General features: G+C 67.8%; 19 protein-coding genes. 8 read left to right on the top strand and 11 right to left on the bottom strand.

What is annotated here, in order from left to right:
* Nucleotides 1–72 precede the first annotated feature (72 nt).
* Nucleotides 73–1725, top strand: coding sequence for a M28 family metallopeptidase (locus RTY46_RS11505; protein WP_312708530.1), 1653 nt, complete (start codon nt 73–75; stop codon nt 1723–1725).
* Between the two features lie 81 nt (nt 1726–1806).
* On the opposite strand, the gene RTY46_RS11500 is transcribed toward RTY46_RS11505, so the two are convergent.
* The gene (locus tag RTY46_RS11500; protein ID WP_312708529.1) at nt 1807–2106 is read right to left on the bottom strand and encodes a hypothetical protein; all 300 of its coding nucleotides are present in this window, start codon (nt 2104–2106) and stop codon (nt 1807–1809) included.
* Nucleotides 2107–2173: 67 nt separating this feature from the next.
* The gene (locus RTY46_RS11495) at nt 2174–3508 is read right to left on the bottom strand and encodes an MFS transporter (RefSeq protein WP_312708487.1); all 1335 of its coding nucleotides are present in this window, start codon (nt 3506–3508) and stop codon (nt 2174–2176) included.
* A 245-nt stretch (nt 3509–3753) separates the two neighbouring features.
* On the opposite strand from RTY46_RS11495, the gene yedA reads away from it, so the two are divergent.
* Nucleotides 3754–4659 (top strand): drug/metabolite exporter YedA, encoded by a 906-nt coding sequence (yedA, locus tag RTY46_RS11490; RefSeq protein ID WP_312708486.1) that lies wholly within the window; start codon nt 3754–3756, stop codon nt 4657–4659.
* 10 nt (nt 4660–4669) lie between these two features.
* Nucleotides 4670–5569, top strand: a complete 900-nt coding sequence (gene rarD, locus RTY46_RS11485) for an EamA family transporter RarD (RefSeq protein WP_312708485.1) — start codon at nt 4670–4672, stop codon at nt 5567–5569.
* A gap of 143 nt (nt 5570–5712) precedes the next feature.
* On the opposite strand, the gene RTY46_RS11480 is transcribed toward rarD, so the two are convergent.
* The gene (locus tag RTY46_RS11480) at nt 5713–8538 is read right to left on the bottom strand and encodes a TonB-dependent receptor (protein ID WP_312708483.1); all 2826 of its coding nucleotides are present in this window, start codon (nt 8536–8538) and stop codon (nt 5713–5715) included.
* 357 nt (nt 8539–8895) lie between these two features.
* Here RTY46_RS11480 and RTY46_RS11475 point away from each other — a divergent pair, with 357 nt between their 5' ends.
* On the top strand, nt 8896–9195 hold the full coding sequence (locus RTY46_RS11475; RefSeq protein ID WP_312708481.1) for a YrhB domain-containing protein: 300 nt from the start codon (nt 8896–8898) through the stop codon (nt 9193–9195).
* 74 nt (nt 9196–9269) lie between these two features.
* Here RTY46_RS11475 and RTY46_RS11470 read toward each other — a convergent pair whose 3' ends face one another.
* From RTY46_RS11470 to RTY46_RS11455, 4 genes are all read right to left on the bottom strand, one after another.
* Nucleotides 9270–10586, bottom strand: coding sequence for an ABC transporter permease (locus RTY46_RS11470; RefSeq protein WP_312708479.1), 1317 nt, complete (start codon nt 10584–10586; stop codon nt 9270–9272).
* A gap of 12 nt (nt 10587–10598) precedes the next feature.
* Complete coding sequence (locus RTY46_RS11465) at nt 10599–11756, bottom strand: ABC transporter permease (RefSeq protein ID WP_312708478.1); 1158 nt, start codon at nt 11754–11756, stop codon at nt 10599–10601.
* Between the two features lie 14 nt (nt 11757–11770).
* Nucleotides 11771–12460, bottom strand: coding sequence for an ABC transporter ATP-binding protein (locus tag RTY46_RS11460; RefSeq protein ID WP_099551499.1), 690 nt, complete (start codon nt 12458–12460; stop codon nt 11771–11773).
* A gap of 103 nt (nt 12461–12563) precedes the next feature.
* Nucleotides 12564–13808, bottom strand: coding sequence for an efflux RND transporter periplasmic adaptor subunit (locus RTY46_RS11455; protein ID WP_312708477.1), 1245 nt, complete (start codon nt 13806–13808; stop codon nt 12564–12566).
* 203 nt (nt 13809–14011) lie between these two features.
* On the opposite strand from RTY46_RS11455, the gene RTY46_RS11450 reads away from it, so the two are divergent.
* From RTY46_RS11450 to RTY46_RS11435, 4 genes are read left to right on the top strand one after another with little or no spacing between them, the layout of a single operon-like run.
* Nucleotides 14012–14908 (top strand): ABC transporter ATP-binding protein, encoded by an 897-nt coding sequence (locus RTY46_RS11450; protein ID WP_312708476.1) that lies wholly within the window; start codon nt 14012–14014, stop codon nt 14906–14908.
* The gene (locus RTY46_RS11445) at nt 14905–15681 is read left to right on the top strand and encodes an ABC transporter permease (protein WP_312708475.1); all 777 of its coding nucleotides are present in this window, start codon (nt 14905–14907) and stop codon (nt 15679–15681) included. The genes RTY46_RS11450 and RTY46_RS11445 overlap by 4 nt, the downstream gene beginning before the upstream one ends.
* A 6-nt stretch (nt 15682–15687) precedes the next feature.
* Nucleotides 15688–16902, top strand: a complete 1215-nt coding sequence (locus RTY46_RS11440; RefSeq protein ID WP_312708474.1) for a sensor histidine kinase — start codon at nt 15688–15690, stop codon at nt 16900–16902.
* The gene (locus tag RTY46_RS11435) at nt 16899–17501 is read left to right on the top strand and encodes a response regulator transcription factor (protein ID WP_108748182.1); all 603 of its coding nucleotides are present in this window, start codon (nt 16899–16901) and stop codon (nt 17499–17501) included. The genes RTY46_RS11440 and RTY46_RS11435 overlap by 4 nt, the downstream gene beginning before the upstream one ends.
* Nucleotides 17502–17900: 399 nt before the next feature.
* Here the strand turns inward: RTY46_RS11435 and RTY46_RS11430 are convergent, their stop codons facing one another.
* From RTY46_RS11430 to RTY46_RS11415, 4 genes are all read right to left on the bottom strand, one after another.
* Nucleotides 17901–18437 carry a cytochrome b gene (locus RTY46_RS11430; RefSeq protein WP_312708473.1) on the bottom strand — a complete coding sequence of 179 codons (537 nt, stop codon included), beginning with the start codon at nt 18435–18437 and terminating at the stop codon, nt 17901–17903.
* Nucleotides 18434–19537, bottom strand: a complete 1104-nt coding sequence (locus RTY46_RS11425) for a catalase family peroxidase (RefSeq protein ID WP_312708472.1) — start codon at nt 19535–19537, stop codon at nt 18434–18436. Before RTY46_RS11425 ends, RTY46_RS11430 begins: the two co-directional genes overlap by 4 nt.
* 142 nt (nt 19538–19679) lie before the next feature.
* Nucleotides 19680–21047: a M17 family metallopeptidase gene (locus RTY46_RS11420; RefSeq protein WP_108755164.1), complete on the bottom strand. Its 1368-nt coding sequence runs from the start codon at nt 21045–21047 to the stop codon at nt 19680–19682.
* A gap of 3 nt (nt 21048–21050) precedes the next feature.
* On the bottom strand, nt 21051–21770 hold the full coding sequence (locus RTY46_RS11415; protein WP_312708471.1) for an HAD family hydrolase: 720 nt from the start codon (nt 21768–21770) through the stop codon (nt 21051–21053).
* Nucleotides 21771–21795: the final 25 nt, after the last annotated feature.

Raw genomic sequence — 21795 nt, 5'->3', positions numbered from 1 at the left:
CACGCCGTCATCGCACTGTCACGCTACACTGGGGGGCATCCCCCTTCCTGCCGTGGTATTGCCGTGAATCCGATGCGCGTGTTGCTGCTGTCGTCCTGCCTGTTCGTCGGGGGCCTGGCCCATGCAGCCAACGACCTGCCCGGTGGCGGCATCGATCCGCAGGCGCTGTCGCGCCACGTGCGTGTGCTGGCCTCGGACGAGTTCGAAGGCCGCGCCCCGGCCACGCCCGGCGAAGAGCGCACCGTGCAGTACCTGATCGAACAGTTCCGCAGCTATGGCCTGCAACCCGGTGGCGCCGATGGCAGCTGGGTGCAGCCGGTGCCGCTGGTGCGTGCGCAGCTGGAAGGCGCGGCCAAGGCCAGCCTGGCGCTGAAGGGCGGTACGCGTGCGCTGGTGAACGGTGAGGACGTAACCCTGCAGAGCCTGCAGCCGCGCAAGCGCGTGCAGATCAAGAATGCGCCTCTGGTGTTCGTCGGCTATGGCATTGATGCCCCGGAACGCCACTGGAACGACTACAAGGACGTGGACCTGCACGGCAAGATCGCCGTGGTGCTGATCAACGATGCCGACTTCGAGGCCGATGCGCCGGGCGCGTTCGACGGCAAGGCGGTGACCTACTACGGCCGCTGGACCTACAAGTTCGAGGAAGCCGCGCGCCGTGGCGCCGAAGGCGTGCTGATCGTGCACGAGACCGCGCCGGCCGCCTACGGCTGGGCCACGGTGAAGAGTTCGGGCACCTCGCCGCTGTTCGACATCGAGCGCAGCAACGCCGAGGCGATGGCCCAGCACACGCCGCTGCGCGGCTGGATGCAGCGTTCGCTGGCCGAGGCGATCTTCGCCGATGCCGGCCTGGATTTCGACGCCGAGAAGCGCAAGGCCATGCAGGCCGATTTCCGCCCGGTGCTGCTGGACAACGCGCGGCTGAGCACGGAGTTCGCACTGAAGCGCGAGCAGGTGGTCACCCGCAACGTCGTGGCCAAGCTGCCCGGTGGCGAGCATGGCGATGAAGCGGTGATCTTCTCGGCGCACTGGGATGCCTTCGGCATCGGCCAGCCTGACGCCACGGGCGACCGCATCCGCCGTGGTGCGATCGACAACGCCACCGGCGTGGCCACCGTGCTGGAACTGGGCCGGGTGTTCGCGGCCGGCCCGCAGCCGCAGCGCACGCTGTTCTTCGTGGCCCTGACCGCTGAAGAAAAGGGCCTGCTGGGCGCCAGCTACTACGCGGCCCACCCACTGGCACCGCTGGAAAAGACCGCCGCCGTGCTGAACATCGAAATGTTTAGCCCCGACGGTGCCACTCGCGACATTGCCTCGTGGGGCAAGGGCCGCGTGTCGCTGGAAGGAGATCTGGAGCGCGTCGCCAAGGCCCGTGGCCGCAGCTACAGCCCGGACCCCAATCTTGAAGCCGGCTTCTTCTACCGCGCTGACCACTTCGCCTTCGCCCGCCTGGGCGTGCCGGCCATCACCATCGGCCCGGGCCTGGACAAGCTGGAAGGCGGCGTGGAAGCCGGCCGCGCGCTGCGCGAGAAGTACTTTGCCGATTGCTACCACCAGGCCTGTGATGCCTGGACCCCCAGCTGGGACCCGGCCGGCCATGCCGCCGACACCTTGCTGGTGTACGACCTGGGCGCCGAGCTGGCCAACAGCCGCCGCTGGCCGACCTGGGAAGAAGCCTCGGAGTTCCGAGGCGCCCGCGACAAGAGCGAAGCGGCCCGCCGTTGAGGGTAGTGCCGGCCGCTGGCCGGCAATCCGGTACGACGACGGAGGTAGAGTCGACTGTCAGTCGACTCTACCCAGCCGTGCTCATCGGCGCCGGCGCAGCAGCTTCCATGCGCCCCAGCCGCTGGCGGCAAGCGCGGCCAGATAGCACACCACCATCGTGCGCAGGCCCACCGGGTGCAGCACCTGGCCGCGCGGGTTGCTGCTGATCGCCAGGGAGCTGTGGCCACTGCCCAGGTCGACCGCCAGTTGCAGCACCAGCGCGGCAGCGAACACCAGTAGCGCTACCCCGAAGCCGATGCGCGGCCATGAAGCCTGCGCGCTGGGGCGGCGCAGCAGCCAGGCCAGTGCCGTGGCTGCGGCAAGCGCCGCCGCGATCCACATCAGCGGCGACGCCGGAGACGCAGCAGCCACCGGCATTGCGCCGGTGGCTGCCATCAGAACCGCACCGTTACTTGCGGGTGCCGTCGAGCCAGTTCGGGCCCTTGTTGGTGAGGAAGAAGACATAGACCACCAACGATACCGCGATCGTGGCGGTTACGTAGATGGCGAACCAATCCACGTGGCCGGTCTTCAGCGCGCCCTGGTACAGCAGCGGCGCGGTGCCACCGAACAGCGAATTGGCCAGCGCGTAGCCCAGGCCCACGCCAAGTGCACGCACATGGGCGGGGAACAGTTCGGCCTTCACCACGGCGTTGATGGAGGTGTAGCCGGTGAGGATGACGAAGCCCAGCGCCAGGGTCAGGAAGGCGAGGGTGGCATCGTGCTGATGCGGCAGCTGGGTGATCAGGTACCAGCTGTACAGCACGCCGCCCACCCCGAAGAACACCAGCAGGCTCTTGCGGCCGATGATGTCCGACAGCCAGCCGCCGACCGGCTGCAGCACCATCAGGAACGTCAGCACGCCCAGATTGACCAGGGTGGCGGTCATCGGGTCGTCGGCGGCGAACGCGCTCTGGATCATCTTCGGGCCGTTCACCGAGTAGGTGTAGAAGGCAATGGTGCCGCCGGCGGTGATCAGGAAGCACAGCAGCAGCGGGCGCCACTGGTGCACGAACAGTTCGTACATGGAACCGGACTTCTTCGCCTTGCCTTCGCGCGCGGCCTCGATCGACGATTCTTCCATCGTCTCGTCCATGCCACGGCGCAGCCAGAAGACCACCACGGCAGCGATACCGCCGATGCCGAAGGCGATGCGCCAGCCGAACTCGGAGATTTCCGGCTTGCCCCAGACGCTCAGCATCAGGAACAGGGTGAGCTGGGCCAGCACATGGCCACCGACCAGGGTGACGTAGTGGAACGAGGACAGGAAGCCGCGGCGGCCGGGAATGGCGGCCTCGGACATGTAGGTGGCGCTGGCGCCGTACTCACCACCGGTGGCGAAGCCCTGCAGCAGGCGCGCGAACAGCAGGATGATCGCCGCCCAGATGCCGATGCTGGCCGCGGTGGGGGTGATGGCGATCAGGAACGAGCAGACGGCCATCAGGGTGACCGACACGGTGAGCGCCAGGCGACGGCCATGGCGATCGGCGAAGCGGCCGAAGAACCAGGCACCGATGGGGCGCATCAGGAACGTGGCGGCGAAGATCGCCCACACGTACAGGGTGGAGTTCTTGTCTTCGGGCGAGAAGAACTGCGATTCGAAGTACACGGCGAACACCGAGTACACGTAGACGTCATACCACTCCACCAGGTTGCCGGCGGAGCCTTTGAGGGTATTGGAGATCGACCGGCGCAGCGCGGCGCCGTCGGTGCTGGGGACAGCGGAATGGGACGTGGTGCTCATCCGGTTGGGGATCCTCGATGCGGCGCTTCCGTGCGGGAAAGATCGGTGCCAGCCGCGCGCGGGGCGCTGGCGGTCAGCCTCCTGGGTACTGCATCCCATGTCAACGCCAGGTGCCGGAAGGGGCGGGCAGGGCATGGGGACCGCACAGGGTGACAGCAGGAGGAGGAAGGGGCCATAGCTAGATCGTCGTACGTAACGCAGCCGAACCCTCTAGAATCCGGCTTCCCCCGGCTTTCTGGTGCGTCATGTCGGCTCCCCCTGTTTCTTCTGCGGCTGCCCCCCGGGGTGGCCTTGTTGCGTTGGCGTTGCTGCTGGTCTACGTGGTCTGGGGGTCCACTTACCTGGGCATTGCCAAGGCCCTGCACGGCGGCGCGCTGCCGCTCACCATGGTCTCCGGCAGCCGCTTCATCATTGCCGGTGGGTTGATGTACCTGGCCCTGCGGGTGTTCTGGAAGCTGCCCCGGCCGACCCTGCGGCAGTGGCGCAATCTGGTCATCATGGGCGTGACCATGCTGGTGCTGGGCAACGGCATGGTGGTGCTGGCCGAGCGTGAGGTGTCGTCGGGCCTGGCCGCCACTGCGGTGGCCTCGGTGCCGCTGTGGATGGCGCTGTTTTCCGCGCTGCGTGGCCAGCACGCCAGCCGCGGCGAGTGGCTGGGCATCGCGGTGGGCTTCGTTGGCGTGGTGTGGCTGAACGCGGGCAGCAGCCTGACGGCTTCACCGACGGGGCTGGTGCTGCTGCTGATCGCGCCCATCGGCTGGGCGTTCGGTTCGGTCTGGGCGCGCGGGCTGGATCTGCCCGGCCCGTTCATGACCGCCGCCGGACAGATGGTGTGCGGCGGCGTGCTGCTGGTGCTGATCGGCCTGGCCGTGGGCGAGCGCCCGAACACGCTGCCCGATACCGGTGGCCTGCTGGCGATGGCCTACCTGTGCGTGTTCGGCTCCATCGTGGCCTTCACCGCCTATGTGTGGCTGCTGCACAACGTGCGCCCGGCGCTGGCCGGCAGCTACGCCTACGTGAACCCGGTGATCGCGGTGCTGCTGGGCGCGGCATTGAATGGCGAGCGCTTCGGCTGGCGTGATTTCCTGGCCATGGCGGTCATCCTGCTGGGCGTAGTGGTGCTGACCATGGCCCGGACCCGAAAGAAATGAGCATGAACACGTGAGCATGGACGAGAAAGAACAACGCCGCGGCCTATTGGTTACCGCCTCCACCTTCGTGCTGTGGGGGCTGGTGCCGGTGTATTGGCACCTGCTCAACGAGGTGCCGTCGTTCCAGATCATCGCCCACCGCATCATCTGGTCCACCGTGCTGGTGGTGGCCTGGCTGCTGCTGAGCGCACGGCTGGGCTGGTGGCGGAAGATCGCCGCGCAGCCACGCGCGCTGCCGATCCTGGCCGTGTCCAGCCTGACCATTGCCTTCAACTGGGGCCTGTACATCTGGGCGGTGAACGCCGGGCATGTGATCGAAACCAGCCTGGGCTACTTCATCAACCCGCTGGTGAACGTGCTGCTGGGCGTGCTGGTGCTGAAGGAACGGCTGCGCCGCCTGCAGTGGGTGGCGGTGGGCATGGCTGCGGTAGGCGTGGCCTGGCTGACCATCGATGCGGGCACGCCGCCGTGGATCGCGCTGGGCCTGGCCTGTTCGTTCGGGCTGTACGGGCTGTTGCGCAAGCTGGTGTCGGTCGATCCGGTGGCCGGGCTGGGGGTGGAAAGCCTGTATCTGTTCCTGCCGGCGCTGGGCTTTGCGATCTGGGCCGAGAACGGCCACGGCGGTGCGTTCTTCCACGGCTGGGGCTGGCGCAACGACCTGCTGCTGATCTTTGGCGGGGTGGTCACGGCGGTGCCGTTGATCGGCTTCGCCTACGGGGTGAAGCGTATTCCGCTGTCACTGGTCGGCATCCTGCAGTACATCGCGCCGAGCCTGCAGCTGCTGCTGGGCGTGTTCTTCTTCCACGAAGCGTTCGATACCGGCAAGGTGATCGGCTTTGCGGTGATCTGGGCCGGGCTGGTGTTGTTCGTCGGCGAGAACGTGCGGGCGATGCGGGCGGCGAGACGCTGAAAAAGCCGGGGTCAGAGCCCTTCGCGTTGCGAAGGGATCCGACCCCGGTTCCGGCAAAAAAGAACGGCGCCCCGAGGGGCGCCGTTCTGCTTCCATCTCCGGCCAGGAGAGAGTTGGCCGGAACGGGAACGCGGGTGCAGTGCTTAGAAGCGCTGCTGGTACTTCATGTACATGAAACGACCGATGTCGAAGCCGCCGTAGTAGACGAAGCTGCTGTTCGGCTGGCTGTACATGATCGGACCCTGGTGGTCGAACACGTTGTTCAGGCCCAGCGAAACGGTGCCATCCCACGGCAGTGCGTAACGCACCTGCAGGTCGTGGAAGGTGTTCGAACCCACCTTGTTGGTCGGCGAGGCATCGGTGTAGGCCGAGCTGAAGCCCGGAATGTTGCACTCGTCCATGTAGGAGCACTTCTCCTTCATGCTGGAGTAGTAGCGCGCGGTCCAACCGATGCCCAGGTTGCCGTACTGCCAGTCCAGGTTGAAGGTCGAACGCACGCGGAAGTTGCCGCCCCAGCTGGTCAGCTGTTCCACCGGGGTGGTCGCGGCGTTGTCGTTACGCTGCTCCAGGTAGTCGGTGTAGGTGGTGTTCCAGGTGACAGCGAACTTGCCGAACGCGGTTTCCGGCAGGCGGTAGCGCGCGCTGATGTCATAGCCAGCGGTTTCGCGGTAGCCGGCGTTGACCAGCGAACGATCCAGCGCATTGACCTGGCCGTTGCTGCCGCGGGTGAAGCGGCCGCACGCAGCGTCCGAACCCTGCACGTAGCACTGTTCCAGGATGTTGGTGGCCGACTCGCCAACGATGGCGTTGTCGATGCGGATCTTCCACCAGTCCAGGCTCAGGTCCAGGCCCTGCACGAAGTCGGGGCTGTAGACCAGGCCGACGGTCCAGGTCTTGGCGGTTTCCGGCTTCAGGTCCGGGTTGGAACCCGAATTGAAGTCGGTGGTGGCCTGCTGGCCCGGCTTGCTGGCCACGCTGCCATCGCTGTTGAGCTGGCGGAAGTTGGCCGGCACGTTCAGCGCCTTGCAGCGGGCCGCCACGGTGGCGCTGGTGGCGGCGGTGCCGAAGGAGGTATCGCACGGATCGGTGAACGAATCGCGGCTGCTGACGGTGCCGCCGTACAGGTCGTCCACGGTCGGCGCACGGAAGCCGGTGCCGTAGGTGGCGCGCACCAGCAGGCTGTCGATCGGCTTCCACTTCAGGCCGAACTTGCTGTTGGTGGTGGAACCGAAGTTGTTGTAGTCCGAATAGCGACCGGCCACGTCCAGCGACAGTTCACGGGCGAAGGCCATGTCGGCCAGCAGCGGCACCTGCAGTTCCAGATAGACCTCGTTGAGCGAGTAGTCGCCCTGGGTCGGCTGGCCGCTGGTGCCGGCGATCTGGCCGTTCTGCACCATCAGGTCCGGGGTGTAGCGCGCTTCTTCGGTGCGGTGCTCGAAGCCCATGGCGGCCATGATGTCACCGGCCGGCAGCGAGAACAGGGAGCCGGAGATGTTGGCGCTGGCCACCTTGGTGGTGGTCTGGCTCTTGTCCACGAAGCGGGTGAACAGGTAGTCCTGCACGTCCTGGTTGCTGAGCGAGCCCGGGCCGGTGTAGCCCATCGGCGCGGCCGGGTTCCACGGCACGCAGCCGGCGATCACCGCATCGCGGGTACCGCAGTACGCCACGCCGTTTTCGATGAACGACGGGCCCACGGCCAGGTTCACGTTCGGCTGGTACATGCTGCCGGTGCCGACGCGCTCGCCTTCATTGCGGTTGTAGGTGTAGCTGACGTTCCAGTCCCAGTAACGCGAACCGGTTTCGAAGCTGCCTTCCAGGCCCAGGCTGCCACGCTTGGTTTCCAGGTTGTTCTCGGTACCGCGCAGCATTTCTTCGGTGCGGTGCGAGAACAGCACGTCCTGCTGCCACAGGTTGAATGCGCTGTCCTTGGACAGCGCGGCACGGGTGCCGTTGCGCGCCTGTGCCGCGGTGACCGAGTACGGGTAGCCGGCCAGGTGCTTGGTCGATTCGCGCTTGCTGTACATCGCATCGGCAACCAGGCGCAGGTTGTCGGTGAACGAGAAGCCACCGTTGGCGAACACCGAAGTGCGCTCCAGGCCGGTCAGCAGGCTCATGTTGGTCTTGGTGTTGGCACCATCGGCCGGGTTCGGTGCGTGGAAGTTTGCTGCATTGGCCGGGTCACCGCCCGGGCCGACGGTCAGCGCCTTGCCACCCACGGTGACGCTGCCCCAGGGCGTGGTGCCGTTCAGGCCATCGTTGGGGTGGCGCGGGCCATTGACGTAGCGGCTGAACTCGCGCGCGCCGCCCATCACTTCGTCTTCCTTGGTGCGCTCGGCACCCACGCTGAACCAGCCGCGGTCGAAGGTCTTGCCGAAGGTCGCGCTGTAGGAGCGCTTCTGGCCGTCGCCTTCACCGTACTGGCCGACGTAGACGCTGGCTTCGCCACCGTCGAAGTTCTTGCGGGTGATGATGTTGACCACACCGGCGATGGCGTCCGAGCCGTACAGCGCCGAAGCGCCGTCGGTCAGCACTTCCACGCGCTCGACGATGGCCGAAGGGATGGAGGCCAGGTCCGAGTAACCGCCGGCGCTGACGCCCATGCGGCGGCCGTCGATCAGCACCAGGCTGCGTTCCGGGCCCAGGTTGCGCAGGCTGACATACATGCCGCCGAAATCGCGCGAGGAGGTCAGCGAGGACGCGCGGCTCATGCTCGGCGAACCGGCAGCAGTCACGTCCTGCAGGATGTCGGCAACGTTGACGTAGCCCTTCTTCTCGATCTCGGCGCGGTTCAGCGCAACCACCGGCTGGGCGGTTTCGACACTGGCCTGGCGGATGCGCGAGCCGGTGATTTCGATGCGGTCGAGGTTGGTGGTGGTGTCGCCCGCATCCTGTGCGAAGGCGGGGGTGGTGCAGCTGGCAGCAAGCGCGATGACGATGGCGTTGCGCAGCGGGGTGGTCTTCAGGGACATCCGTGAAATCTCGTGTTTCAGAAAAAACATGCGCCCGTTCTGTGGGCGCGGAGGGTGCTGCAAACCAACGTGGGGGGCGCGATTCTAGAGTGTTTTCATTCGTAACTGTTTGTCCCGGCGTGTTACATCGCGCCGAACATGAATGGCAACCAACAATCCACAGGTTGTGTGTGCGCGGCATCACCCGGGGCGTGTTTTGCGTGCGCAGAGGCATCGATAGCGGCACGAAACCGGCAGGCTTGAGTGGCTGCGACAACACGCCGCAGTGCGTATTTGTACGCAGGTGTTCACCCGTTGCGATGCGTCTACCCGCATGAAATGCTCTTCGCGCTGTCATCGAAAACAGGAAACGAAGGAATGATCCAGCTCGAAGAAGCACGCCGTCGCGTGGAGGCTGCACTTGCCAATGGCGATGAGCCGGTTGCCATCACGCATGAGCATGAGGTGGTCGAAGGCTGGCTGTTCTGCTTCCAGTCGTTGCGCTACCTGCAATCCGGCGAGCTCTCCGATGCGCTGGCCGGCAATGGCCCGATCTTCGTCGACCGGCAGACGGGTGAGCAGCACCCGCTGGGCACGGCGTACGCGCCGGAGGAGGTTCTTCGCCAGCATCTGGCCCTGCGGAGCCCGCCATCCGATGTTGCAACGGTGGATTCCTGAGTCCAGGAACGAAAAAGGGACGGAGCCCTCGCTCCGTCCCCCTGCGTGATGCGCAGTCCACCGCTGCGTGATGCTCAGGTTTCGCGCAGCGCCGTGGTGATCGGCAACCGCGCCGCACGCAGGGCCGGGAACAACCCGCCGACCAGGCCGATGCCCAGTGCCCACTTCAATCCGGTCCACAGCAGTTCCGGCGACACATGGAACTTGAACACCACCGCGCTGAAGTTGCTGCCGATCGTGGACACGCTGTAGCCGTTGAACACCAGCCACGCCACGGCGCAGCCCAGCAGCCCGCCCAGCAGCGCCAGCAGCATGGTTTCCAGCATCACCGCGGTCACCACCGGCAGGCTGCGGAAGCCGATCGCGCGCATGGTGGCGATCTCGCGCGCACGCGTGGCCACTGCCGCATACATGGTGTTGAGCGCGCCGAACACCGCGCCCACTGCCATGATCGTGCCGATCACCTTGCCAAGGATGTCGATCAGCTTGGTCAGGCCACCGCCCTGTTTGCTGTAGTACGCACGGGTGGTTTCCACATCCAGCTTCAGGCGCGGATCGGCCGCAACGGCGGCCTTGAACTGCTCGAAGCTGGCCTTGCCTTCGGTGCGCACGCTGATCGACTGCCAGGCACTGCGCTGGTAAGTGGTGGCCAGCGTATCGGCGTCGGTCCACAGCTCCGAATCGTGCGCATCGCCGGTGGCGAACACGCCCACCACGGTCCAGCTCTGGTTGCCCAGGGTCAGGGTCTTGCCCACTTCCATATCGCGGAACTGGCCCTGCGCACCCTGGCCGACCACGATCTCGCGCAGGCCGGCGTTGAACCTGCGGCCCTGCACGATCTTCACCTTGTCATGCACGGCCCAGGCCTGCGGGCCCACGCCGCGGAACTGCGCGTTGACGTCGGTGCCGTCGGCGCGCGAGACCAGGTTCACCACCTGCGACAGTTCCGGTGACAGCAGCGGGCGGCCTTCGCCATCGCGCGCCACGCCGGGCAGGGTGGACAGGGTGGGCACCTGTTCGCGGGTGATGACCGAGTTGGTTTCCGCCTGCGAACCGCCGCGCAGCACGATGGCGGTGGTGTCATCGCCGGTGTTGCTGAGCGTGGCCTGGAAGCCTTCGCCCATGGCCAGCATGGCCACCAGCACGCCGACCACGCCGGCAATGCCGACCACGATCACCGAGGACGCGCCCCAGCGCTGCGGCAGGCTGGCCACGCCGATGCGGGTGGCGGCCAGCGCCAGCCGTCCGCCACGGGTGAGCAGCAGCCACAACGCCAACAGCACCGCCACGGCGAGCACGCCGAACCAGGGCAGGCCGATCCACAGCACCAGGCCCACCGCCAGCAGCAACACGGTGAAGGCGTTGCCGAACCACTTCTTGAGCTTGTTCATGGGGTGTCCTCCTCAGCGACCGGCCAGTGCGTCGACGATCTTCAGGCGCTTGGCGCGCAACGCCGGCAGCAGGCCGACGATGATGCCGATCACCACGATCAGGCCCAGCCCCACCAGCCAGGTGGGCGTGGGGACGTGGGGCGGCAGCATGCCCATGCTCTTCGGCCCGATCGCCGGCAGGATCAGCGCGGCCAGGCCCATGCCGATCAGGCCGCCCAGGCCGATCAGCAGCACCGATTCCACCATCACCAGCGCCAGCACGGTGCTGTCCTTGAAGCCCAGCGTCTTCAGCGTGGCCAGCTCCGGCACGCGTTCGCGCACGGCCTGGGCCATGGTGTTGCCGGTCAGCAGCAGCAGGGTGAAGAACACCGCGCCCATGATCGAGGTCACGATCATGCCGATGTCAGCAAACTGCTTGACGAAGGCCTGCTGGAAGGCCGATTCGGTCTGGGTCTTGGTCTCGTGGTCGGAGTTGGCCGAAATCGCATCGATGGCCTGGGCCACGCGCGAGGCATGGTCCGGGTTGTCCAGGGTGACCGTATACCAGCTCACCTGGTTCTTGATGTAATCGTTGGATTCGTCGAAGTACTTCCAGTTCATCATCAACTGGCGTTCTTCGTTGCCGGCCTGGGCGCGGTCCTTGGAACGGTAGATGCCCTTCAGTTCCAGCGGCCAGTCGTTGCTGCCGCCACGCGGGAAGATGGTGGCCTGCAGCGGAATGGTGTCACCGATCTTCCAGCCGAACTGCTTGGCCAGCGTTTCGCCGACGATGGCGCCGGTGCGGGTCTGCTTCCACTCTTCCAGCTGCGCCGGGTCGATCTGCAGTTCGCGGTAGACATCGAAGTAGTTGGGCGACACCGAGAAGTTGGGGAAGAAGTTCTTCGGGTCCTGGTAGATGCCACCGAACCACATGCCATAGGCCACGTCGCGCACGCCGGCCACCTGGCGCACCTGGGGTTCCAGGCGGATCGGCAGCGACTGGGTGATGGACAGGCGCGAGGCGACGATCAGGCGGTTGGCACCTTCCACGCTGCCGCCGGAATTGAAGGCCACGCGCACCGAATCGAGCATGCCGAACAGCAGGAACGCGGCCACCACCGACAGCAGGGTCAGCAGGGTACGGGTGCGGCTGCGGAACAGCTGCGCCCACACCAACGAGAAGTATTTCATCGCCGTGGCCTCCGTCAGTGGGCCAGCGGCGCGTCGGCCAGCTCGCCCTTGTCCAGGTGCACCGTGTGCGTGGCGTACTCGGCGGCCTTCGGGTCATGGGTAACCATGATGATGGTCTTGCCGTGTTCGCGGTTGAGCTGCTGCAGCAGGCCCAGGATCTCCTCGGCCGACTGCCGGTCCAGATCGCCGGTGGGTTCGTCGCAGATCAGGAAGGTGGGGTCGGAAACGATGGCGCGGGCGATCGCCACGCGCTGCTGCTGGCCGCCGGACAGTTCGTTGGGGCGGTGGCTGCGGCGGTCGGCCAGGCCCACCAGGGTCAGCGCGATTTCGGCATTGCGCCTGCGCTGGGCCGCGCTGAGGTGGGTCAGCAGCAGCGGCAGTTCCACGTTCTTCTGCGCGGTCAGCATTGGCATCAGGTTGTAGAACTGGAACACGAAGCCGACGTGGTGGCTGCGCCAGGTGGACAGCTGGCCGCCGCTCATCTGGTCGATGCGTTCGCCTTCGATGCTGATCTCGCCGCCGCTGGGGTTGTCCAGGCCGCCGATCAGGTTCAGCAGGGTGGTCTTGCCCGAACCGGAAGGGCCCATAAGGGCGACGAAGTCACCGCGGGCGATGTCCAGGTCGATGCCGTGCAGTACCTGCACCTTTTCCGGGCCGCGTTGGTAAGTCTTGGTGATGTTGCGCAGTGAAACCAGGGTCGACATGGGTGGTTCTCCACGGAAGGCGGGAAACGGGTGGGCGCGCCGGCCGCTGGCCGGGGCATGCGTCGAGCGGTGTTGCCGGCGGCGCCACATGGGCGCCAGGCCGTTACTGCGCTTGCTTCACTGTCACCTTGGCGCCATCGCGCAGGGTGTCGGGCGGGCTGACCACCACGCTCTCACCGGCGCTCACGCCCTTCAGCAGCTGGCGGTCCTTGCCCATCGCCTGGCCGGCCTGCACGCTGCGCTGCTGCACGCGGTCGGCGTCGCCCAGCACGAACGCTACCGCCGCGCCGTCGCGCTGCACCACGGCGCCATCCGGCACGCGTACGCCCTGCGGCTTGCTGGCCGAGGCCTGCGGCGCCTGTTCCAGGAAGCTGACCCGCACGCCCATCTCCGGCACGATGCGCGGGTCTTTCACCTTCAGCGCCACGCGGACCTTCACCGTGGCCTTGCCGCGGTCGGCGGTGGGAATGATGGCGATCACCTCGCCCGGAATCTTCCACTCCGGGTAGGCATTGAGCGTGGCTTCCACCGGCATCTTCGGCTGCACGCGGCCGATGAAGGCCTCGCCGACCTCGACTTCGATTTCCAGCGAATCCATGTCGACAATGGTGCCGATGCCGGTGCGGGTGAAGCCGCCGCCCGCAGACAGCGGGGAGACGATCTCGCCCGGCTGCGCGGCCTTGGCGGTGACCACGCCGGAGAACGGCGCGCGCACGATGTTGTTGTCCACGCCCAGGTCGGCAATGGCCAGCTGGTCGCTGGCGACCTTGACGTTGCGCTGGGCCGTTTCCAGCTGGGCGCGCAGGCTGTCGCGCTGGGCGACGGCCTGGTCGTACTGCGAACGCGAGACCAGCTGCTGGCCCACCAGCGCCTGCAGGCGGCGGGCTTCGGCGGCGGCCTGGCGCTGCTGGGCTGCGAGGCCGGCCACCTGCGCACGCGCGGCCTGCACCTGCGACGCCGACAGGCTGCGCTGCGCATCGGCATCGATCGGGTCCAGGGTGGCCATGATCTGGCCTGCCTCCACCCGCATGCCTTCTTCAATCATGACTTCGCGCACCTTGCCGGTGATCTTGGCCGACACCGTGGCCATGCGCCGGGCCACCACGTAGCCACTGGCGTCGAGCACCGAACTGCTGGCGCTGCCCTGCTGGATGGCCACCGCCGGGGCGGTGCTCACTTCCACCGCCGGTTCGCGGCCGAACAGCAGGAAGGCCGCGCCGCCGAGCAGCAGCACCAGCAGCGCCAGCGCGATCCACAGCCAGCGGCGCGAACCGCCGCTACCGCGCGGGGGTGGCGGCGCGCCGCGGTCGATACGGAGTTCTTTCAACAATTCGGCAGAAGCGTTCATTGCGTTCCATCACAGGCGTTCGGGCGGGTGTGACCGGAAGCGCGGACAGCGGCGGTTCCGGCGGTGGAGCGTGCGGCACAGCATGACGGCAGGCACGGCAGCAGGGGCAGTGACAGCTGTCATTGGATGTTCCTGACGGCGGCAACTGCCGGATGTGACCACGGCGGCACAGGATGGCAACGTCCCCGCTACCGGCACCGCCCATGGATCCGATTCCCCCGTCGCTGGCCCATCTGCAGCAGGTGCAGGTGCACTACGGCGACCACACCGCGCTGCACGGCATCGACCTGCAGGTGCGCGCTGGCCAGGTGCTGGCGCTGCTGGGCCGCAACGGTGCCGGCAAGAGTACCGCGATCAGCGTGCTGTTGGGCCTGCGCCGCGCCGATGCCGGGCAGGTGCAGCTGCTGGGCGGTGACCCGCAGCAGCGCGCCAGCCGCCTTGGCCTGGGGCTGATGTTGCAGAGCACCAACCTGCCGCCGATGCTGCAGGTCGATGAACTGGTCGCGCAGGCCAGCGCCTGCTATCCCGATCCGATGCCGCTGGCCGAGGTGCTGCAGCGCACCGGCCTGCAGGATCTGGCCCGCCGCCGCTATGGTCAGCTGTCGGGTGGCCAGCAGCGCACGGTGCAGTTCGCCATTGCCCTGTGTGGACGACCGCGCGTGCTGTTCCTGGACGAACCCACCACTGGCCTGGATATCCAGGCCCGGCAGGTGATGTGGCAGGCAATCCGGCAGCAGGTGGCCGAAGGCTGCGGCGTGCTGCTTACCACGCATTACCTGGAGGAGGCCGAGGCCCTGGCGCAGCGCGTGGTAGTGCTGGAAGGCGGCCGGGTACTGGCCGACGCTCCCCTGGTCGAGCTGCGCCTGGCCGACCGGCCCCGCCGCATCCGCTGCCGCAGCGCGCTGGCTGTCGAAGTGGTGCAGCACTGGGCGGGCGTGCAGCAGGCGCAGCGCGACGGCGCGCATCTGCAGGTGCTGGCCAGCCCGGCCGAACCGGTGGTGGCACGGCTGCTGGCCGCCGATGCACAGCTGCAGGAACTGGAAGTGCAGGGCGCCGCCTTGGCCGACGCATTCCTTGATATGACCCGGGAGGCAGCATGAACACCCTCGTCCACCCTGACGCCACCCGCGCAGGCGGTTGGCGTACCGCGCTGCGCCCCTATGCCGCCGAACTGCGGGCCGAGCTTCGCCGCGCCTGGCGGACGCCGGCCTTCGTGCTGCCCTCGCTGCTGTTTCCGGTGCTGTTCTACCTGTTGTTCGGCGTGCTGCTGGGGCGTGGCCAGGCGCCGCTGTACCTGCTGGCGACCTACTGCGTGTTCGGTGCGATGGCGCCTGCCCTGTTCGGCTTTGGCGTGCAGCTGGCGCTGGACCGCGAAGGCGGGCTGCTGACCCTCAAGCGCGCGCTACCGATGCCGGCGGCGGCGCCGTTGCTGGCGCGGCTGGCGATGGCGATGCTGTTCGCCACGTTGATCGCCGCGCTGCTGGTTTCGGTGGCCCATGCGTTCGGCGGCGTGCGCTTGCTGCCATTGCAGATCCTGCAGCTGCTGGCGGTGGCGGCGTTGGCCGCCGTACCGCTGGGTTCCATCGGTCTGCTGATCGGCAGTCACGTGGGTGCCAGCGCGGCGCCGGCGGTGGTGAACCTGGTGTACCTGCCGCTGGCCCTGCTGTCCGGCCTGTGGCTGCCGTTGGCGGCGTTGCCAAAGGTGTTTTCCACCGTGGCGCCGCTGTGGCCGACCTGGCACCTGGCGCAGCTGGCGTTGCCGGTAGTGGGGCAGCCCGCCGCCGGCAGCACGCTGGGCCATCTGCTGGCGCTGCTGGCGGTGGCCACGGCCGCCCTGCTGCTGGCGCGCCGCCGCCTGCGTCGGATCGGCTGAACTGGCATGATCGACAGCGATCATTCCCGCCTGGATTCCCCCGTGCCATCGAACTGGCTTGCGTCGCTGCTGCGCCCTGCGCCGGATTCATCGGTGGCCGACCTGCTGCGGCGGGGCAAGTCGCCGTGGAGCGGCGCCATCCACCTGCTGTGGTCGGTGTGGATCTTCCTGACCCCGGTGCTGGGCAATGGCTTCACCCTGCGCTGGCTGTTCATCACCCTGGTCAGCTATCCGCTGTTCCTGCTGCTGTACGCGCGGGTGATGCTGGCACCGCGCCACCATGCCTGGCGCTACGCGTTGGCGATGGTCGCCATGGCGCTGGTGCTGCTGCCCTGGTACCCATCGGGCCTGAGCTACTTCGTGTTCGGCTGCGTGCTGCTGCGCATGAGCGGGCGCGGCGGCTGGTGGGTGTATCTGCTTCAGCTGACCGGTCTGAACCTGCTGTTCGGCACTGCCGCGCTGTACTTCGGCTACCCCTGGCAGGCGCTGGTGTGGATGCCGGCGGTTTCGTTCATCGTTGGCCTGGTGGTGAACGTGGAATCGCTCAGCCACCAGCGCGACGTGGCGCTGCAGCTTTCCCAGGACGAAGTGCGGCGGTTGGCCACCACCGCCGAGCGCGAGCGCATCGGCCGCGACCTGCACGACCTGCTGGGCCATACCCTGTCGCTGATCACGCTGAAGCTGGAACTGGCGCGCAAGCTGTACGACCGCCAGGACGAACGTGCACGGCAGGAGATCGGCGAAGCCGAAGCGATTGCCCGCGAAGCGCTGGCGCAGGTACGCAGCGCGGTGACCGGCATCCGTGCCAGCGATCTGGCCGGTGAGCTGGCCTCGGCGCGGTTGCTGCTGGAGTGCCAGCAGGTGCATCTGCAGTACAGCGTGCCGCCGCCGATGCCGGTGGAGGTGGAGCGCGGCCTGGCGCTGGTGCTGCGCGAGGCGGCCACCAACATCGTGCGCCATGCACAGGCCACGCAGGCGCAGGTCGAGTTCATGCAGGAAGGGCGGCAACTGGTGATGCAGATACGCGATGACGGACGTGGTGGGGTACAGGCTGAAGGCAACGGGCTGTGCGGCATGCGCGAGCGGGTGGCCGCGCTGGCCGGTGCGCTGGCCGTGCAGTCGCCGCGTGGCGAGGGCACCGTGCTGACCGTGCGCGTTCCACTGGCCGCTGCCACGGTGCCGGTGGCCACGGCAGCATTGCCGCAGGAGGGCGCCGCATGATCCGTATCCTGCTGGCCGAAGACCAGGCCATGGTGCGGGGTGCGTTGTCGGCACTGCTGGGCCTGGAACCGGACATCGAGGTGCTGGGCAGTGCGGCCGATGGTGAAACGGCGTGGCGGATGCTGCAGCAGTTGCAGCCGGACATCCTGGTGACCGACATCGAGATGCCGGGCCTGACCGGTCTGGAGCTGGCCCAGCGCATCGCGCGGCAGGAACTGCCGATCAAGGTGGTGATCGTGACCACCTTCGCCCGTGCCGGTTTCCTGCGCCGCGCGCTGGAAGCGGGCGTGCTGGGCTATCTGCTGAAGGACGCGCCGGCGGAGAATCTGGCCGAGGCGCTGCGCAAGGTGCAGCAGGGCGTCCGGGCAATCGACCCGCAGCTGGCGCTGGATGCCTGGTCGCAGGCCGACCCGCTGACCGACCGCGAGCGCCGCGTGCTGCGCCTGGCCGGCGAAGGCCGCAGCGCCAGCGAGATTGCCGAACAGCTGGGGTTGTCGCACGGCACGGTGCGCAACTACCTGTCCGAATGCATCGGCAAGCTGGGCGTGGCCAACCGCATCGAAGCGTACCGGCTGGCGCGGCAGAAAGGCTGGCTGTAGGCACCGGTAGCGCCGGGCCATGCCCGGCGGGCGGTTTCTACGGGGGGGGGGGGGGGGGGAAGCAGCCGAGCATGGCTCGGCTCTACAGAAAGCGAAGTGCTTTGCGCGGCTTCCGCTACATGCCGGCACTCGCGGCTGTGGCTGTTGATGTTTCCGCCTTGTAGCGAGCCGAGCACCGCAGAGTACCGGCGCGCAGCGCCGGCTCGCGGATGGCGGAGCGTTTCTTTGGTTAATTTCTTGATGGCGCACATCCATGTGCGCCACCCTGCGGGCCGGCTACGCCGTTCCGCGCTGCTTCTGCAGCGCGGTGCGCGCTTTCTGTAGAGCCGAGCCATGCTCGGCTGCTGTTCGCCCGCAGGAGCGGAAACGATCCGCCGGGCATGGCCCGGCGCTACTCCTTCAGTCCTTGCCGCGGGCCATGGCCTGGAACACGCCGTCGCGGCGCACCCACAGGTGGAACAGCGCCGCGCCCACGTGCATCAGCACCGTGGCGAACAGCACGTAGGCCAGCAGACTGTGCGCATTGCGCAGGGCGGCATACAGCGCTGGGCTGTGCGGCACCAGCGCCGGCAGGTGCACGCCACCCCACAGGGTGATCGGGTATCCGCCCGCCGACAGCATCGCCCAGCCGATCAGCGGCATCGCCAGCATCAGCCCGTACAGCATCCAGTGCGATGCCTTCGCCGCCAGCACTTGCCAGGCCGGCAGATCGGCCGGCAACGGTGGCGGCCGGTGGCGCAGGCGGTTGTACAGGCGCAGCAGCACCAGCACGAAGATCGCCACGCCCAGTGGCCGGTGCAGGTCGATCAGCATCGGCCGCAGGTGCAACGAGGCGACCATGGTCACGCCGATGAACAGCATGGCCACGATCATCACCGCCATGGTCCAGTGCAGCAGCCGCGCCAGCAGGTTGAAGTGGCCGTTGCCGGTGCTCATCGTGCGGCCTCCTTCGGTTGTTCGACGTTGCCGGCGGCACGTTCGCGTTCGCGGCGGTTGAAGGACTGCGAGTACACCGCCGAGCGCGCGGCAAGGATCGGGTCGTCGCTGCCACGCACGCCGCTGGGCAGGATCAGCGGATCGAAGTTGATCTGTCCGCAGGCGCCTTCTTCCTGCGATTGCATGCGGTCCAGGCTGAGCACGCCGGCCACCACCTGTTCGCGGGATTCGGGCCACGGCACCGACGGGTCGTCGATGGCATCGCCGGCGGCGGCGGTGCTGACCACCAGGTTCCAGCGCACCGGGCCGCTGGCCAGGCGCTGGCGCAGTTCCTGGCTGAGGAAATCGACGCTGGCCTGCTTGCGGGCCTCGGCATCCATGTCCACCACCGGCGCCTGCGGCTGCCAGCGCCAGCGCACGGCGCGCTTCTGTCCCTGGGCGTTGGTGAACCAGAAGCTGTTCACGCTGTTGTAGGTGGTGTCGGCCCAGCTGCTGGTCCACGGCGCGGTCCTGGCCCACTGCTGGAACGCCTGCGCGCTGGGGTATTTCGCCAGCACGGCGGCCATCTTCGCCGGGTCGGGCTTGCCGGTGGCCGGGTCCGGAATGCCGGCGCGGGTCTGTTCGAAGAAGGCTTCGGCGGTGGGCACGGCGAAGAACGGGAAGCTGTTCATGGCCATCCGCCATTCCTGGCCGTCATCGCTCACCATCTGCACGGCCAGACTGCGCACGCGCGCGGTGTTGTCGGCACCGTAGGGATCGCCACCGCCGATCGACAGGCGGCCCATCACCGGCACGCGCGGCTGCGAGAACACGCGCGCGCTGGACAGGGTACGTGCCTGCGCGCTGGGTTCGAACCAGCCGCTTACGCAGATGCCTTTGCTGTGCGCACGGCGGAAGCCGGGATGGGCCGGGCCGGTGGCTTCAATGGTGTCGGTGAAGCGCTGCGCGGTGAGCCGGTCACCGATCCAGCCGGCCAGCCAGGCGAAGAGGAGCGCAACACCGCCCAGTATCAGCGCGATCAGCGCGATCCACGGCAGCGGCGTGTGCGGGCGGGGCGAGCGCGGCCCCTGGCCGGCGCGGGTAAAGCGGAACAAGGGCATGGTCGGGTTCCTGCCTTCACGGATCGTGTGGGTGGTCGACCCGCACATCCTCGCAGAACCCTTCCAGGCCCGGTATTCAATTTTTTGTCAGATTTGCCGGCCCGTCAGGGCCGGCAGCGCCGGGCCATGCCCGGCGGCGTCATCAGGCGTAACGCGCCTTCAGCATGGCCCAGGCCGAACGCAGCGCCAGCGCTTCGCCACCGGCCGGACGGCCCGGGCGTTCGCCGTCGTTCCAGGCGTACACGTCCAGGTGCGCCCAACGCTGGCCTTCGGCCAGGAAGCGTTCCAGGTACAGCGCGGCGGTGACCGAACCGGCCATGCGCGAACCGGCGTTGGCCAGGTCGGCCACGCCGCTGGACAGATAGCGCAGGTACGGGCGCCACAGCGGCATGCGCCACACCGGGTCACGGGTGGCATCGCCGGCCTGCAGCCACTGCTGGGCCACGCTGTCGTCGTTGCTGAACAGCGCCGGCAGGTCCGGGCCCAGCGCGATGCGCGCCGCACCGGTCAGGGTGGCGAAATCCAGCACCAGGTCCGGCTGCTGTTCGCTGGCGAAGGTCAGTGCATCGCACAGGATCACCCGTCCTTCGGCGTCGGTGTTGTCGATCTCCACGCTCAGGCCCTTGCGGGTGGCGATGACTTCGCCGGGGCGGAACGCATCGGGGCCGATCGCGTTTTCCACCGCCGGTACCAGCAGGGTCAGCCGCACCGGCAGCTGCTGCGCCATCACCAGCCCGGCCAGGGCCAGGGCGTGGGCGGCGCCGCCCATGTCCTTCTTCATGTTGCGCATGCCATCGGCGGGCTTGATGTCCAGGCCGCCGGTGTCGAAGCACACGCCCTTGCCGACCACCACCAGCGCCGGATCGCTTTCCTTGCCCCAGCGCAGCACCACCAGGCGCGGCGCACGGTGCGAAGCACGGCCGACGGCGTGGATGGCCGGGAAGTTCTGCTGCAGCAGGGCATCGCCGGTGATCGCTTCGACCTGCGCACCGTGGGCGTCGGCCAAGGCGCGCGCTGCATCTTCCAGCTGCTGCGGGCCCATGTCTTCGGTGGGGGTGTTCACCCAGTCGCGCACGCGCAGGCTGGCGGCGATCAGGTCGGCCACTTCACCCTGCGGCGCGGCCACCAGCTGTGCCGGTGCGCGGTTGCGCTTGCGGTAGCGGTCGAAGCGGTAGCTGCCCAGGCCCCAGCCCAGTTGCAGCAGGGCCTGTTCGTCGGCGCTCAGTTCGCTGGCCAGCTGCCACACGCTGCCTTCGGGCAGGGCGTGCGGGGCATGGGCATAGCTGTAGGCATCGGCACGGTCGCCCACGCCGATCACCGCACCGGCCAGACCATCGCTGCCCGGCAGCAGGGCCACGCTGTGCGCGGCGGCGTTGAAGCCCTGTGCGCCCAGCCAAGCCTGGGTGGCCGCCGGCTGGGTCGCCTTCCACGCCTCGAACTGGCTGCGGTCGAGCACGTACAGCGGCAGGGCGGTGGCGGTGGAAGCGGTGAAACCAGTGATCTCGCTCATGCGTCAGCTACTCCGGGGTGCGGCGGCGTCGAGGTTGGCATCCAGCCAATCGGCCAGGCCGGTAAGGGTGTCGAACTGCAGGTCAGGCTGCAGCTGCGGATGATTCCAGGTGGCCGCTTCGCGGTTGATCCAGCAGCCGCGCAGGCCCGCGGCGATCGCGCCGGCCACGTCCATTTCAATGTGGTCGCCCACGTGCAGCACCTGCGCCGGGGCCACGCCCAGACGTTCGCAGGCGGCATGGAAGATGCTCGGTTCCGGCTTGGCGGCGCCGTGTTCGCGGGCACCCAGCTGGAAGGCGAAGTGATGGGCCAGGCCGATGCGTTCCAGATCGGCGTTGCCGTTGCTGAGTGCGGCCACCGGCACGCGCGCGGCAATGCGGGCCAACGCATCCAGCGCGTCCGGATAGCACTCCACCTGGTTGCGCGCGGCGTAGAACGCCTCGTACGCCGGCTCCAGCAGATCCAGGCTGGCGCCGCTGTTCTGCAGCGCTTCCTGCAGGGTCAGCCGGCGCAACGCGCTCAGGTCGAAATGCAGGTGCGGGTTGTCGCGGAACGAGCGCTCGCGCAGTTCGCGCATGGCTGCCACCGGATACATCGCGGCGGTGGCGGGGCTGTGTTCACGCATCCAGTCGTACAGAACCTGGTCGATGCGGGCGCCGATGGGAGCAAACGGCCACAGCGTGTCGTCGAGGTCGAGGGTGATGGCAAGGACAGGGAAGTTCACCCCGCCATTCTACGCCCGCGCGGCC

This window comes from Stenotrophomonas sp. (assembly GCF_032056425.1).
Taxonomy (GTDB): domain Bacteria; phylum Pseudomonadota; class Gammaproteobacteria; order Xanthomonadales; family Xanthomonadaceae; genus Stenotrophomonas.
This window is presented reverse-complemented; position numbering and strand designations above follow the sequence as displayed.

Bases quoted from the DNA above. Each gene is read 5' to 3' on its own strand.
- RTY46_RS11440 (WP_312708474.1), top strand. From the start codon at position 15,688: ATGATCGACAGCGATCATTCCCGCCTGGATTCCCCCGTGCCATCGAAC.
- RTY46_RS11470 (WP_312708479.1), bottom strand. From the start codon at position 10,586: ATGAACAAGCTCAAGAAGTGGTTCGGCAACGCCTTCACCGTGTTGCTG.
- RTY46_RS11495 (WP_312708487.1), bottom strand. From the start codon at position 3,508: ATGAGCACCACGTCCCATTCCGCTGTCCCCAGCACCGACGGCGCCGCG.
- RTY46_RS11450 (WP_312708476.1), top strand. From the start codon at position 14,012: ATGGATCCGATTCCCCCGTCGCTGGCCCATCTGCAGCAGGTGCAGGTG.
- RTY46_RS11505 (WP_312708530.1), top strand. From the start codon at position 73: ATGCGCGTGTTGCTGCTGTCGTCCTGCCTGTTCGTCGGGGGCCTGGCC.
- yedA (WP_312708486.1), top strand. From the start codon at position 3,754: ATGTCGGCTCCCCCTGTTTCTTCTGCGGCTGCCCCCCGGGGTGGCCTT.
- RTY46_RS11430 (WP_312708473.1), bottom strand. From the start codon at position 18,437: ATGAGCACCGGCAACGGCCACTTCAACCTGCTGGCGCGGCTGCTGCAC.
- RTY46_RS11460 (WP_099551499.1), bottom strand. From the start codon at position 12,460: ATGTCGACCCTGGTTTCACTGCGCAACATCACCAAGACTTACCAACGC.
- RTY46_RS11475 (WP_312708481.1), top strand. From the start codon at position 8,896: ATGATCCAGCTCGAAGAAGCACGCCGTCGCGTGGAGGCTGCACTTGCC.
- RTY46_RS11445 (WP_312708475.1), top strand. From the start codon at position 14,905: ATGAACACCCTCGTCCACCCTGACGCCACCCGCGCAGGCGGTTGGCGT.
- RTY46_RS11480 (WP_312708483.1), bottom strand. From the start codon at position 8,538: ATGTCCCTGAAGACCACCCCGCTGCGCAACGCCATCGTCATCGCGCTT.
- RTY46_RS11500 (WP_312708529.1), bottom strand. From the start codon at position 2,106: ATGTGGATCGCGGCGGCGCTTGCCGCAGCCACGGCACTGGCCTGGCTG.
- RTY46_RS11420 (WP_108755164.1), bottom strand. From the start codon at position 21,047: ATGAGCGAGATCACTGGTTTCACCGCTTCCACCGCCACCGCCCTGCCG.
- RTY46_RS11465 (WP_312708478.1), bottom strand. From the start codon at position 11,756: ATGAAATACTTCTCGTTGGTGTGGGCGCAGCTGTTCCGCAGCCGCACC.
- RTY46_RS11455 (WP_312708477.1), bottom strand. From the start codon at position 13,808: ATGAACGCTTCTGCCGAATTGTTGAAAGAACTCCGTATCGACCGCGGC.
- RTY46_RS11435 (WP_108748182.1), top strand. From the start codon at position 16,899: ATGATCCGTATCCTGCTGGCCGAAGACCAGGCCATGGTGCGGGGTGCG.
- RTY46_RS11425 (WP_312708472.1), bottom strand. From the start codon at position 19,537: ATGCCCTTGTTCCGCTTTACCCGCGCCGGCCAGGGGCCGCGCTCGCCC.